12 protein-coding genes are annotated in these 13151 nt (G+C 63.4%); 4 read left to right on the top strand and 8 right to left on the bottom strand.

Annotation, left to right across the window (positions count from 1 at the left end):
* The first annotated feature begins 38 nt into the window (after positions 1-38).
* Together metX and metW are read left to right on the top strand one after the other, a co-directional pair.
* Positions 39-1175, top strand: a complete 1137-nt coding sequence (metX, locus tag IZV00_RS11890; protein ID WP_196224834.1) for a homoserine O-acetyltransferase MetX — start codon at positions 39-41, stop codon at positions 1173-1175.
* Positions 1172-1765 carry a methionine biosynthesis protein MetW gene (gene metW / locus IZV00_RS11885; protein WP_196224833.1) on the top strand — a complete coding sequence of 198 codons (594 nt, stop codon included), beginning with the start codon at positions 1172-1174 and terminating at the stop codon, positions 1763-1765. The genes metX and metW overlap by 4 nt, the downstream gene beginning before the upstream one ends.
* Here the strand turns inward: metW and IZV00_RS11880 are convergent.
* The 7 genes from IZV00_RS11880 to rpmI form a co-directional block, all read right to left on the bottom strand.
* Positions 1762-2379, bottom strand: coding sequence for a glutathione S-transferase (locus IZV00_RS11880; RefSeq protein WP_196224832.1), 618 nt, complete (start codon positions 2377-2379; stop codon positions 1762-1764). The two genes, metW and IZV00_RS11880, sit on opposite strands and share 4 nt — an antisense overlap.
* Before the next feature lie 17 nt (positions 2380-2396).
* The gene (locus tag IZV00_RS11875; RefSeq protein ID WP_196224831.1) at positions 2397-3962 is read right to left on the bottom strand and encodes a peptide chain release factor 3; all 1566 of its coding nucleotides are present in this window, start codon (positions 3960-3962) and stop codon (positions 2397-2399) included.
* Between the two features lie 121 nt (positions 3963-4083).
* Positions 4084-4965 carry an aldose 1-epimerase family protein gene (locus IZV00_RS11870; RefSeq protein WP_443020050.1) on the bottom strand — a complete coding sequence of 294 codons (882 nt, stop codon included), beginning with the start codon at positions 4963-4965 and terminating at the stop codon, positions 4084-4086.
* A 157-nt stretch (positions 4966-5122) separates the two neighbouring features.
* On the bottom strand, positions 5123-7537 hold the full coding sequence (pheT, locus tag IZV00_RS11865; RefSeq protein WP_196224830.1) for a phenylalanine--tRNA ligase subunit beta: 2415 nt from the start codon (positions 7535-7537) through the stop codon (positions 5123-5125).
* Positions 7534-8622, bottom strand: coding sequence for a phenylalanine--tRNA ligase subunit alpha (gene pheS / locus IZV00_RS11860; protein WP_196224829.1), 1089 nt, complete (start codon positions 8620-8622; stop codon positions 7534-7536). The genes pheT and pheS overlap by 4 nt, the downstream gene beginning before the upstream one ends.
* Before the next feature lie 215 nt (positions 8623-8837).
* On the bottom strand, positions 8838-9200 hold the full coding sequence (rplT, locus tag IZV00_RS11855; protein WP_196224828.1) for a 50S ribosomal protein L20: 363 nt from the start codon (positions 9198-9200) through the stop codon (positions 8838-8840).
* A 13-nt stretch (positions 9201-9213) separates the two neighbouring features.
* Positions 9214-9417 (bottom strand): 50S ribosomal protein L35, encoded by a 204-nt coding sequence (gene rpmI, locus IZV00_RS11850; protein WP_183955972.1) that lies wholly within the window; start codon positions 9415-9417, stop codon positions 9214-9216.
* A gap of 158 nt (positions 9418-9575) precedes the next feature.
* Between rpmI and IZV00_RS11845 the strand changes: the two genes are divergently transcribed.
* Complete coding sequence (locus tag IZV00_RS11845; RefSeq protein ID WP_196224827.1) at positions 9576-11756, top strand: AsmA family protein; 2181 nt, start codon at positions 9576-9578, stop codon at positions 11754-11756.
* 39 nt (positions 11757-11795) lie between these two features.
* On the top strand, positions 11796-12326 hold the full coding sequence (locus IZV00_RS11840) for an O-acetyl-ADP-ribose deacetylase (RefSeq protein ID WP_196224826.1): 531 nt from the start codon (positions 11796-11798) through the stop codon (positions 12324-12326).
* Positions 12327-12345: 19 nt separating this feature from the next.
* Here the strand turns inward: IZV00_RS11840 and hisN are convergent, their stop codons facing one another.
* A complete protein-coding gene (gene hisN / locus IZV00_RS11835; protein ID WP_196224825.1) occupies positions 12346-13131 on the bottom strand; it encodes a histidinol-phosphatase in 786 nt (261 codons plus the stop codon).
* Positions 13132-13151 lie beyond the last annotated feature (20 nt).

The raw sequence follows: 13151 nt of genomic DNA, 5'->3' as shown, positions 1-13151 counted from the left end.
TTGACAGCACCCCTCCACGGTCCTAGCCCGCTTGCACCATGGCCAGCGCCTCATTCACCGACGACAGCCGTTTCGGCCTCCGCCGCCAGGTCCGCCTGTCCGGCACCCTCCGGCTGGACAGCGGCGCCGCGCTGGCGCCCGTCGACATCGCCTATGAAACCTATGGGCGGATGAACGCGGACAAGTCGAACGTCATCCTCATCTGCCACGCGCTGACCGGCGACCAATATGTGGCGTCCGACCACCCCGTCACCGGCAAGCCCGGCTGGTGGTGGCGCATGGTGGGGGAAGGAAAGCCCATCGACCCCGCGCGCCATTTCATCGTCTGCGCCAATGTCATCGGCAGCTGCATGGGTTCCAGCGGCCCCGCCAGCATCGATCCGTCGAGCAACGCGCCCTATGCCATGCGCTTCCCCGTACTCACCATCGCCGACATGGTGCGCGCGCAGGCGCTACTGCTCGACCATCTGGGCGTAGATCGCCTCTCTGCCGTCATCGGCGGCTCCATGGGCGGCATGCAGGCGCTTAGCTGGCCGACCATCTTCCCCGATCGCGTCGAAAGCTGCATCGTCATCGCGTCCACCGCGCGCCACAGTGCCCAGAACATCGCGTTCCACGAAGTCGGGCGTCAGGCGATCATGGCCGATCCCAACTGGCGCGGTGGCGACTATTATGCCGACGCCCAAGTGCCGAGCGCTGGCCTAGCCGTCGCCCGCATGGCCGCGCACATCACCTATCTGTCCGAAGCGGGCCTCACCGAGAAATTCGGCCGCCGCCTGCAAGGGCGCGACGCCAAGACCTTCGGCTTCGACGCCGACTTCCAGGTGGAAAGCTATCTGCGCCATCAGGGCCTGAGCTTCGTCGAAAGGTTCGACGCCAACTCCTATCTCTATATCACCCGCGCCATGGACTATTATGACATTGCGGAGGATCATGGCGGCAGCCTCGCCACCGCCTTCGCCCCGTCCAAGGCGCGCTTCTGCCTCGTGAGCTTCGACACCGACTGGCTCTACCCCACCGCAGAGTCCCGCATCATCGTCCATGCGCTGAACGCCAGCGGCGCGCAGGCCAGCTTCGTCGAACTGTCCAGCCCCTTCGGCCACGACGCGTTCCTGCTCGAATGCCCGGAACTGAACCGCGTCGTCGACGGCTTCCTCAAGGGCGGCCGCGCGTGAGCGAGACGCTTCGGCCGGACCTCGCCCTGATCGCCCGCACCGTAACGCCGGGCGCGCGCGTGCTGGACGTCGGCTGCGGCGATGGCGCGCTCATGGCCGCGCTGCGCGACACGAAACAGGTGGATGCGCGCGGGCTGGAACTGGATGCGGGCAACGTCGCCGCTGCCGTCGGCCGGGGCCTGTCGGTCGTGCAGGGCGACGCCGACACCGACCTTGCCTATTATCCCGACGCCAGCTTCGACTATGCGATCTTGAGCCAGACGCTCCAGACCACGCGCCGCCCGGATCTGGTCGTGGAGGAACTGCTACGCATCGGCCGTCAGGCCTTCGTCTCCTTCCCCAATTTCGCCCATTGGCGGGGGCGGTTGTCGCTGATGTGGGGCGGGCGCATGCCAGTGACGCGGCTGCTGCCCGACACCTGGTACGACACGCTCAACATCCACCATGTCACCGTCGATGATTTCCGCGCGCTGGTGAAGGATCGCGGCTGGACGATCGATGGCCAATGGTTCCTGAAGGGCGACAAGGAAACGACCCACGCGAACGCCAACCTGTTCGCCGAGCACGCCGTGTTCCTCCTGCGCCGCTAAAGAAAGACCGCCGCGTCACCCGGCTGCCATGCGGCTCTGCGTGTCATGGCCCGGTCAAACAATTCCGACCCGATCAAAGCGCGCAACCATGCCTGCACACGCGGCACGGGCTGTGCGTCAAACCACGCCTGATCAGCCGCCGCGAACTGCCGCACAAACGGAAAGATCGCGATGTCGGCAAGCATCCTGCGCGCGCCACACAGGAAAGCACTGCCCTCCAGCCGCGCCTCCAGTTCGCCCAGCCACGCCATTCCGGCTGCGCGATGTTCCAGCGGGTCCGACCCATGGCGCGTCGCATATTTGTAGCGGTCGAGATGTTGCTTGAACGGCCCGTCATTGGCAGCGATCAGCGCCCCGTCATCCCCCTCCAGCCACCCTTCCGGATCGTGCAGGCAAAGCGCCCAGCGCATGATGTCCAGACTTTCGTCGATCACGTCGCCGCCGGGCAGCGCCAGCACCGGCACTGTGCCCTTGGGTGACAGCGCCAGCATAGACGCAGGCTTGTCGCGCAAAACGACCTCGCGCAACTCCACCTGCTGCCCGCTGATGATCAACGCCATCCGCGCCCGCATGGCATAGGGGCACCGCCGGAAACTATAGAGGATGGCGCTCATCCCCCGCCCGCCGAAATTCAGCGTTCCTTGGTCGCGCTGAACTTCACCTTGGGGTGCCGCTCCTGCTGGTAACCCACATCCCACGCACTCTTCGCCATGAAGACGAGGTTACCGTCGCGATCCTTCGCCATGTTCGCCACGTTGAACGATGCCAGGTCCTTCACCGCCGCCTCATCACCGGAAATCCAGCGCGCCGTATCGAAGGGGGAGGGTTCCAGCCCCGCGGCCACCTTATATTCCGCTTCCAACCGTGAAATCAGCACGTCCAGCTGCAACTGCCCGACCACGCCGACGACCCAGTTGCTGCCAATCTCGGGATAAAAGACCTGGATCACCCCTTCTTCGGACAGATCGTCGAGCGCCTTCCTCAACTGCTTGGTCTTGGTCGGGTCCTTCAACGCCACGCGCCGCAATATTTCCGGTGCAAAGTTCGGCAGCCCCGTAAAGCGCACCCCCGCTTTCTCGCTCAGCGTATCGCCGACCCGCAACGTCCCATGGTTGGGAATGCCGATAATGTCGCCGGGAAAAGCCTCATCCGCAATCTCGCGGTCCTGCGCAAAGAAGAGGATCGGCGAATGCACCGCGATCGGCTTGCCCGACCCACTCGGCGTCAGCTTCATGCCGCGCCGGAACTTGCCCGAACACAGTCGCATGAAGGCGATGCGGTCGCGATGCTGCGGGTCCATATTCGCCTGCACCTTGAAGATAAAGCCGGTGACTTCGCTATGCTCCGGCTCCACCGGCGCAGGCTCGGCCGGCTGCGCACGCGGCGGCGGAGCATGGGCGGCGAGCGCGTCGATCAGCTCGGTGACGCCGAACAGCTTGAGCGCGGACCCGAAATAGACCGGCGTCAGATCGCCGTGGCGATAGGCCGCCAGATCGAAGTCGGCATAGCCCCCAACGGCCAGCTCCGCTTCCTCGCGCAGCTTTTCGAGGCCGCGCGCGCAAATATGTTCGGCCAGCGCATCATCCTCGATGCCCTCGACAAACACTTGCTTGCCCTCAAACTCCTTGCTCGGCCCGCTGGGCTGCCGCAGCCGGTTCTTGGCGAAGTCGTAAATCCCCTCAAACTCGCCACCCATGCCTACAGGCCAGCTCATCGGGCACACGTCCAGCGCCAGCGCGTCCGCCACTTCGTCCAGCAGGGCAAAGGCATCGCGCCCCTCGCGGTCCACCTTGTTGACGAAGGTGATGATCGGCACGTTGCGCAACCGGCAAACTTCGAACAGCTTGCGCGTCTGCGGCTCGATACCCTTGGCCGCGTCAATCACCATGACCGCCGAATCCACCGCCGTCAGCGTGCGATAGGTATCTTCCGAAAAATCCTCGTGCCCCGGCGTGTCGAGCAGGTTGAAGGTGATGCCGTCGCGTTCGAACGTCATGACCGAGCTGGTCACGGAAATGCCGCGCTGCTGCTCGATCTTCATCCAGTCCGACCGCGCCCGCCGATTGGCTCCGCGCGCCTTCACCTCACCGGCCAGATGGATTGCGCCGCCTTCCAGCAGCAGCTTTTCGGTGAGCGTGGTCTTACCCGCGTCAGGGTGGGAAATGATCGCGAAGGTGCGGCGGGATGGGATGGTCATGATGTGGTCGGGGGCTCGGTACAAAAACAACCGTTCGCCCTGAGCTTGTCGAAGGGCTTTACTTCCTTCCAGGGAAGAGGCTTCGACAGGCTCAGCCCGAACGGAATCATGGAAGCCGCCGTTACACGTCCACGACCGTCACGTCCATGCGGAACCGCCGCTCATCGCCCGGCAACAGGCGCATGATACCCTGCTTGTCCCAGACATCTCCCTCGAACCCGACGAGATCCGCCATCCCCGCCCAAGGCTCCACGCACAGATAATGCGCGCCCGGCTTCTGCCACAGCCCCAGCCAGGGCGTGTCGGGAAAGTCGATCTTCAGCCGCGTCCGCCCCGGCACGCCCCAATAGAGGCTGTCGCTCTCCAACGCATCCCAGATCAGCGCATCGCCCTCGAACATCGCATAAGTTGGCGCAAGCATATTGCCCTCCACCGGCGAAGGCACATGCTCCCGCGCAATCAGCCCCGGCTCGTTCCCCACCTTGCGCAGCGGTGCCGTTTCCGCCTTCTCAAATTCTATCTGATGATCTTCCGTCGAACCGCCAAAGGGCAGCGGCCAGGCAAAGGCCGGATGATAGCCGAAGGAAAAGGGCATATCCGCCTCCCCCCGGTTCATGACCGTGGCCGTCATCATCAGCGTGCGGCCCGCGACAGCGAACTGCATGTCCAGCCGGAAATCGAACGGATAGACGGCCCGCGTCGCCGCGTCCGCCTCCAGCCGGAAGATCACCGATTCAGGCCGATGCTCCACCAGCGCGAACGCCATGTGCCGGGCAAAGCCGTGCTGCGGCATCGGATAATCATGCCCGTTCAGCCGATACACATCGTTGCGTGACCGCCCCACGAAAGGAAACAGCAAGGGCGCATGCCCCGTCCACCAGCGCGGATCGGCATCGGTCATGAGTTCGCGCCCCGCAGAATCCCTGAGCGACCAAAGCTCTGCGCCCAGCGGATTGATGGCGGCGGTCAGACCATCCGACACGATCGTTACAAGCTCGTCCATCAGCCCTCACCTTTCGATCTTGTCGGTCCAGCCTACTATTTCCGTTCGGACTGAGCTTGTCGAAGGCCTTCTCTTCTCTTCAATGGCGTAAAGCCAGCCTCACTATTCACCCTCTGGATCAGTCAGCCAGACCCCAATGTGAATGGCGAGGTTTCCCTCACCCCCGCAACGTCGCGCCCAGCTTCTCCGCCGCCTTCACGACATTGGCGCTGATGGCGTCCAGCTCCTCCTGCGAAAAGCTCTTTTCGCCCGGCTGTAACGTCACCTCGATCGCCAGGCTCTTGCGGCCTTCATCGACGCCCGGCCCAACAAAGACGTCAAACAATCGTGCATCGACGATGCTCTTCTTGTCGGCCCCCTTGACCGCGCGCACCAGTGCATCCGCTTCGACCGCGTCATCCACGACAAAGGCAAAGTCGCGCTTCACCGCCTGCAAGGCGGGCGGTGCATAGGGCGCGCGCATGAAGCCGCTCTTCCGCTTGGCCGGGATCACATCCAGGAAAATCTCGCCCGCGACTACCGTCCCGTTGATCCCGAATTGCTTAGCCAGCGAAGGATGCAGCACGCCAAATTCGGCCAGCACCACCTTGGGGCCAAGGCGCAATGTCCCCGACTGACCCGGATGGTAAGCGCCCGATGCCTCGCCAAAGCTTTGCAGATTGGCCACGGGCGCGCCCGCGGCGGCCAGCAGCGCGATCACTTCGGCCTTCGCGTCGAAGGCGGAGAAAGGCTGTGCCTTGCCCGTCTGCCATCCGCGCGCGACTTTCTCGCCCGCCAGCACGAAACCGGCCGTGGCCCGCTCCTTATCGCTGAAATAGCGACGGCCCACCTCGAACAGCCGCACCGAAGTCGCGCTCCGGTCCATGTTCCGCCGCGTGGCTGACAGCAGGCCGGGCAGCAGCGAAGGGCGCATGACCTTCAGATCCTCGGAAATCGGGTTCGCCAGCGTCCAGTCGCCACCGCCGACCGACGCCGCTTCCTTTTCCGAGATGAAGGACCAGTTGATCGCCTCGGCGAGGCCCCGAGCAGCCGCCGTCCGCCGCACCCGCCGCTCCATCAACTGCTCGCTGGTTGCCGTTGGCTTGGCGACGCCGGGCATGCGGGGCAGGGGGGTGGAAGGGACCTGATCCAGTCCCACGATGCGCACGACCTCCTCAACCAGATCGGGCCAGCCATCGACATCGCGCCGCCAACTGGGCACGCTGACCGACCAATGGGCGCTCGTCGTCACCGGGACGCCGTCGTCATAATCGAACGTGGCATCATGTTCCTCGACGCCAAAGCCCAGGCTTTCCAGAACGCGCTTCTGCTCGGCATCGCCCACATAAACACCCGCCAGCGTCAGGCAATGCGACGGTTCGTAGCGGATGATCTTGTTTGCCACGGGCGGCGTGCCGGTGCGCGCCGCCTCGCTGGCGCTGCCGCCGCACAGCTTCATCACCAGATCGGCCGCGATCGACAAACCGTCATCCAGGAATGCCGGGTCCACCCCGCGCTCGAACCGTCCCCGCGCGTCGCTGGTCAGGCCCAGTCTCTGTCCGGTCACCGCTATCCGTTCGGGCGTGAAATAGGCGCATTCGATCAACACATCTGTCGTCGCCTCACTGGCGCCCGAATGCTCGCCGCCCATGATGCCGCCAATGTCGTGCACCGCTTGCGTGTCGGCGATGACGGTCATCGTCTCGTCCACCGCGTAGGTCTTGCCGTTGAGCGCCAGCACCTCTTCGCCCGCCTTGCCGCGCCGCGCGACCAGCGGACCTTTCAGCTTGGCCATGTCATACACATGCAACGGTCGACCAAGGTCGATCATCAGATAGTTGGTGATATCGACCAGCGTGCTGATCGGCTTCTGCCCGATCGCCTTCAACCGTCGCGCCATCCATTCGGGCGACGCGCCATTGGTCACGCCCCTGACGGTCCGCGCGAAGAAGGCCGGGCAGCCATCCGCATCCTCGATCCGCACGTCCGGCCCCGGCCCAACGCCCTCGACCGTGGGCACGACGATCGCGTTCAGCGTCCCCAGCCCTGCCGCCGCCAGATCCCGCGCAATCCCCCGCACGCCCATGCAGTCCTGGCGATTAGGTGTTATACTGACATCAATCACCGGGTCATCCAGCCCGGCCCACTCGGCATAGACCCGCCCCACCGGCGCATCCGCGTTTAATTCGATGATTCCTTCATGATCTTCGCCCAGTTCCAGTTCCCGGAACGAACACATCATGCCGTTGGACTCGACCCCACGAATGGCAGTTTTCTTGAGCACCATGCCGTTGACGGGCACTACCGCGCCCTCGGTCCCGAACACGCCAACGAGGCCCGGCCGAGCATTGGGCGCACCACACACGACCTGCAACGCCCCATCGCCCGCATCCACCGTCAGCACCTGCAACTTGTCCGCCTGCGGATGCGGATCGGCGGTCAACACCCTGGCGATGCGGAAGGGCGCGAGCTTCTCCGCCGGATTCTCGACACCCTCGACCTCAAGGCCGATATCGTTGAGCGTTTTGAGGATCGTCAGCAGGTCGGCATCCGTGTTAAGATGCGTCTTGAGCCAGCTCAGCGTGAACTTCATGCGCCCACTCCTCCGCTCAGCGTCGGCACATCCAGGCTCATGAAGCCGTAATGTTTCAGCCAGCGCAGATCGCCGTCGAAGAAAGCGCGCAAGTCGTTCATCCCATATTTCAGCATGGCGAGCCGGTCGACGCCGGTGCCGAAAGCAAAGCCCTGCCACTCGTCCGGGTCCAGTCCGCAGGCTTCGATCACCCGCCGGTTGACCATGCCGCTGCCCAGCACTTCCAGCCACCCGCCGCCGGGCGCATCGCCGTCGCCGCCGATCACCCGCTGGCCATTGGTCAGTGTGTAGCCGACGTCGACCTCAACCGAAGGTTCGGTAAAGGGGAAATAGCTCGGCCGCAGACGCAGCACGATATCGTCACGCTCGAAGAAAGCCTTGAGGAAGGTTTCCAACGTCCATTTGAGATGACCAAGGGTGATCCCCTTGTCGATCACGAGTCCCTCAATCTGGTGGAACATCGGCGTATGCGTCGCATCGCTGTCCGACCGATAGACGCGGCCCGGCGCGATGATGCGGATCGGCGGCTCGCCGTTCATCATCGTGCGGATCTGCACCGGCGAGGTATGAGTGCGCAGCAGCATTTTCTTGCCGTCAGCATCCGGGAAATAGAATGTGTCATGCATCGCCCGCGCCGGATGCGTCTCGGGAATGTTGAGCGCGGTGAAATTATGCCAGTCGTCCTCGATCTCCGGCCCGGTCGCGACCGAGAAGCCAAGGTCCGCAAAAATCTCCGCCAGCTCGTCCATCACTTGGCTGACCGGATGTACCGACCCCTGCGCGCCGAGATCAGCGGGCAAGGTCATGTCGATCTTTTCCGCCCCAAGCTTCGCATCCAGTGCCGCTTGCTCCAGCGCCGCCTTGCGCTCAGCGAGTGCCGCCGTCACGCTTTCCCGCAGATCCTGGATCGGCGGGCCTTGCTCCAGCCGCTCCTCGGGGCTCATCGGACCCAAGGTCTTGAGCAACCCGGTCACCACGCCATTCTTGCCGATAGCCCCGACGCGCAATCCTTCCAGTGCTTCCAGCGTGTCTGCTGCGTTGATGTCGGCGATCAGCCCGGCCTTCAGATTGGCAATGTCAGTCATAATGCGTCGTCATTCCCGAGAGAGCGGAAAATATGCGCGGGCCTTAGCGGGGTACGCGCGCCATGGGAAGGGTTCGGCCCGCGCGTCGCAGTCGATGGCTTAGCCAACCTTGCTGGGCTTACTGGTCGAGCGCGACTGGATTACTCCAGAAACGAAAAGGGCGCCGGAAGCATTTGCCCCGGCGCCCCTTGGACGATCTTGCGACCGTTCTAAGCTCAAGCTGCGGGCAGCGCAGCCTTTGCCTGGGCGATGATGGCGCTAAACGCCTCGCCTTCGTGCATCGCAATGTCGGCCAGAACCTTGCGGTCCAGATCAACGCCAGCCAGCTTCAGGCCGTGCATGAACTGCGAATAGGTCAGGCCCTCGGCGCGGACGCCAGCGTTGATGCGCTGGATCCAGAGGCCACGGAAGGTGCGCTTCTTGACCTTGCGGTCGCGATAGGCGTACTGGCCGGCCTTTTCGACGGCCTGGCGAGCGACACGGATCGTATTCTTGCGACGGCCATAATAGCCCTTCGCCTGATCCAAAATCCTCTTATGCTTCGCCTTGGTGGTCGTACCACGTTTTACGCGTGCCATGTGCCTCTACTCCTTACTTCAGGCCGTAGGGCGCCCAGAGGCGCACGTGAGCGACATCGGAATCCGACAGCACGGACGTGCCGCGATTCTGGCGGATATACTTTGCGTTGTGGCTGATCAGGCGGTGACGCTTGCCAGCGACGCCGTGCTTGACCTTGCCGGAAGCGGTGAACTTGAAGCGCTTCTTCACACCGCTCTTGGTCTTGAGCTTGGGCATTTTCGTCTCCTTTTCCAGCGCGACGATTATGGACAGCCACGGCAGCCCTAGTTAGCCGGGCGGTCCTTCCAAATATCGCGAAGGGGCGCGCATAATCGGCCAGCCGCCGGAAAGCAAGGTGATTCGGACCCAAAGCAGGGGAAGGGCGTTCTTGCGCCATGGCCGACGCCGATCCCCTGCGGCCGGGCATCCCGGCGAAATCGGCTCCTGCGCCCGACAGCGGGGCAGGAGGCGTTGGCCATTATTGGTCAACCGCACGCCACAAATGGCGCAGTGTTCCGCTGCCGCTGCGTATCATCGCCTATATCATCGGGCTGATCTTCCTGCTGTGGTTGATCCTGTTCATTACCAAGGGCCGTTTCCTCAAACATCCGTTCGAACGCTTCCTCACCAGTCGGCTGGAGCGCCCGGTCAAGGTCGCCGGTGATTTTCAACTCTATTTCGCGCCCATCACGATCAAGTTCCGCGCCGAGGGAATGACGATCGCCAACACACCCTGGGCCAGCAGACCGCATTTCTTCCATTCCGACCTTATCGATACTCGGATCGCGCCGCTTAGCCTGATCTTCGGCGACAAATATCGCGTTCGTTGGCTTGAGCTTCGCAACGCCGCCGCTGACCTGGAATGGTCGAGGGATGGCAAGAGCAATACATGGACCTTCGGTGACCCGAATAAGAAGGGAGAGCCGCTCAATCTGCCGCTTGTGCGCCGGGCGCTGCTTGCCGGGACGACCTTGCGCTATCGCGACCCTCGGATGCAACTGTCCACCGACATAAGCTTCGAAACGGTGAAGGCGCAGGATACGCGCTTCGCGCGTGACATCCGCTTCTCGGGCGACGGCACGATGCGGGGCCGCCCTTTCACTCTGCGCGGCGGACTGCTCTCGCCCAACGAAACTGTAACAGGCGGCAAGAACAGTCTCGCTCTTCACGCGCAGTCCGGACCAACAATCTTGGAGGTCAGCGGAACCCTGCCCGGCGCGACCGAGATTGAGGGGGCGGACTTGCGGCTGCTGACGCGCGGTCCCAATCTTGCCCTGCTGTTCGACTTTCTGGGCGTCGCCATCCCCGAAACCCGCACCTATCGCTTCACCTCCGCGCTTACCAAGCAGGGTGGAGAATGGCGCTTCACCCATCTCAAGGGCCGGTTCGGAGACAGCGACCTTTCCGGGCGTATGACCGTGTCGCTGCCTGACAATCGCCTGCGCCTGAAGGCTGACCTCGCCACCCGGACCCTCGACATTGTCGATGTGGGTCCGTTCATCGGCTACAATCCCCAAAAGCTGGAAGCGCAGGGCGCCAGTGGCGCGATCGAGAATGTCGGCGGCAGGCCGCGCATTCTGCCGGACGCAACGCTGCGGGTCGAGGCCCTGCGCAACTTCGATGCCAATGTTCGATACGACGTGCGCCAGATCAGGGCGCCCAGTGTCCCAATCTCCAATATCGGCCTTACGCTAGCGCTTGAGCGCAGCCTTTTGACGCTTTCGCCGCTGACCTTCGACATGTCCGGCGGGCATGTCAGTTCGGACATAGAGATAAACGCGCGGAATCAGCCTGTGCGTACGCGCTACGATGTGCGCCTGTCGCCGACCCCCATGGGCAAGCTGCTTGGCCGTTGGGGTGTTGAGGAATCCGGGACCACCGGCATCATCAAGGCGCGGGCGCAAATGACAGGTTCGGGCAACACAGTGCATGATTCGCTTAGTACCGCCAACGGCAGGATCGCGGTGATCCTGCCTGCGGGCACCATGTGGGCACGCAATGTTCAGCTTGCTGAACTGGACGTGGGCACCTTCATCACGAAGATGTTCGAAAAGAAGTTGAAGGAACCTGTCCAGATCAATTGCGGCCTCATCGCCTTCACCGTTCGCAACGGCATCGCGGCGGCGGATCCGATCATCATCGATACCAAGAAGAACGTCATGCTTGGACGGGGCGGCTTTTCCTTCCGTAACGAGAGCCTCGATCTCGCCTTCCGCGCTGACGGCAAGAAGTTCAGCCTGTTTTCCGGCCAATCGCCGGTCGGCATCACGGGCTATTTCGCGAAGCCCGGCATCAACGTCATCAGTCCTGAGCTGATCGCGCGCGGCGGTGCGGCGGCGGCGCTGGGGATCGCGGCGAGCCCACTCGCTGCCGTGCTGGCCTTTGTCGATGTGGGCGACGCCAAGAGTGCGGCGTGCGGCCCCGTCCTGGCAGGCGCGACCGCCACTGCGCAGAGGACGAAGGGCGGGAAGCCCCGAGATGACGTAGGCCGGGGCACAACTTCAAAGGAAGAGTCCGGCAAGGCCAATGCCAGAGAAGAGAAGAAGCAAAAGAAGAAGTTTCTGGGGATTTTCTAGGGTAATGCTGCGAAGGCAATTCATCGCGAGGGCTGCGATATGATCTTCGGCACCGCCCGCTGGGAAATCCGAACTGGCGACATCACCCGTTGCAAGACGGATGCAATCGTCAATGCCGCTAACAGTTCCCTGCTGGGGGGAGGCGGCGTGGATGGTGCGATCCATCGGGCCGCAGGGCCTGAACTGCTCGCCGAATGTCGTATGTTGGGCGGCTGTCCAGTGGGGGAGGCGCGGATCACGCGCGGCCACAGCCTGCCTGCTGCCCATGTCATTCATACCGTCGGCCCACTATGGCGGGGCGGGGCTTCGGGCGAAAGCCAGTTGCTCGCCAATTGCTACCGATCATCGCTCGATCTGGCGCGGGAGCATAGCCTCCGCAGTATAGCCTTCCCTGCCATCTCCACTGGCATTTATGGCTATCCGAAAGAACAGGCCTCTCGGGTCGCGGCCCAGACGATGCAGGACCGGCTTGCGGCTTTCCCGTCGGCCTTCGACCTCATCCTGTTCATCTGCTTCGATGACGAGAGCGCGCGCATATATGCTGAAGCAGTAACGGCGCTGGGTGCCTGAAAGATCAATGCCTGAAACATCAATGAGCGTGATGCCCCTCGGCAAGCGCTTCCAGCACATCGTCCAGCCGCGCAGGATCGCCGATCGCGATAACCTGCCCGTCGCTCTCAGCCGTGATGGGATCGCCTGCCCAATCGCACATCCGCCCGCCCGCGCCCTCCACGACGGGGACCAGCGCGGCGATATCGTGCAGCTTCAATCCCGCTTCGACGACGATATCGACATGGCCCGACGCGATAAGGCCGTAATTATAACAGTCGCCGCCCCACACCGTGTCGCGGCACTGGCCAGCCAGCCGCGAGAAATGCTCGCCGGTGCAGCCCGGGAAATATTGCGGTCCAGTGCTGGCGACGATTGCGTCTTCAAGCGACCGGCAACTGCGGGCGGTGACGGGTGCGCCGTTGAAGGTGGTGGGCTGGCCCATCATTCCTGCCCAGCGCTCTTGCGCGATCGGCTGGTCGATGATGCCGACCGTCGGCCATCCCGCCTCAGTCAGCGCGATAAGCGTGCCAAAGATTGGGCGTCCCGCAATGAAGCTGCGCGTGCCATCGATCGGGTCGAGAATCCAGACCCGCTCCGCGTCTTCGCGTGTCGCTCCATATTCCTCGCCGATAATGCCGTCCTGGGGGCGTTCCTTTTCCAAGACGGCTCGGATCGCTGCTTCCGCCGCCCGATCCGCCTCGGTCACCGGCGAATGGTCCGACTTGAATTCCATGTCGTATCGCGCGCGGAAAAAGGGCCGGATGGCCGCAGCGGCGGCGTCGGCGAGGCGGTGGGCAAGGGTCAGGTCATCGCGGGTCGTCATCGCTCCCGCCTAGCCGGAAA

The organism is Sphingobium sp. Cam5-1 (genome assembly GCF_015693305.1).
In the GTDB taxonomy this organism is placed as follows: Bacteria; Pseudomonadota; Alphaproteobacteria; order Sphingomonadales; family Sphingomonadaceae; genus Sphingobium.
Note: the sequence above shows the minus strand (reverse complement) of the source record. Positions and strands in the feature narration are given on the sequence as shown.

Excerpts from the sequence above, each read along its gene's own strand:
- metX (WP_196224834.1), top strand. The coding sequence starts at position 39 with ATGGCCAGCGCCTCATTCACCGACGACAGCCGTTTCGGCCTCCGCCGC.
- IZV00_RS11880 (WP_196224832.1), bottom strand. The coding sequence starts at position 2,379 with ATGAGCGCCATCCTCTATAGTTTCCGGCGGTGCCCCTATGCCATGCGG.
- IZV00_RS11875 (WP_196224831.1), bottom strand. The coding sequence starts at position 3,962 with ATGACCATCCCATCCCGCCGCACCTTCGCGATCATTTCCCACCCTGAC.
- IZV00_RS11870 (WP_443020050.1), bottom strand. The coding sequence starts at position 4,965 with ATGGACGAGCTTGTAACGATCGTGTCGGATGGTCTGACCGCCGCCATC.
- pheT (WP_196224830.1), bottom strand. The coding sequence starts at position 7,537 with ATGAAGTTCACGCTGAGCTGGCTCAAGACGCATCTTAACACGGATGCC.
- pheS (WP_196224829.1), bottom strand. The coding sequence starts at position 8,622 with ATGACTGACATTGCCAATCTGAAGGCCGGGCTGATCGCCGACATCAAC.
- rplT (WP_196224828.1), bottom strand. The coding sequence starts at position 9,200 with ATGGCACGCGTAAAACGTGGTACGACCACCAAGGCGAAGCATAAGAGG.
- rpmI (WP_183955972.1), bottom strand. The coding sequence starts at position 9,417 with ATGCCCAAGCTCAAGACCAAGAGCGGTGTGAAGAAGCGCTTCAAGTTC.
- IZV00_RS11845 (WP_196224827.1), top strand. The coding sequence starts at position 9,576 with ATGGCCGACGCCGATCCCCTGCGGCCGGGCATCCCGGCGAAATCGGCT.
- IZV00_RS11840 (WP_196224826.1), top strand. The coding sequence starts at position 11,796 with ATGATCTTCGGCACCGCCCGCTGGGAAATCCGAACTGGCGACATCACC.
- hisN (WP_196224825.1), bottom strand. The coding sequence starts at position 13,131 with ATGACGACCCGCGATGACCTGACCCTTGCCCACCGCCTCGCCGACGCC.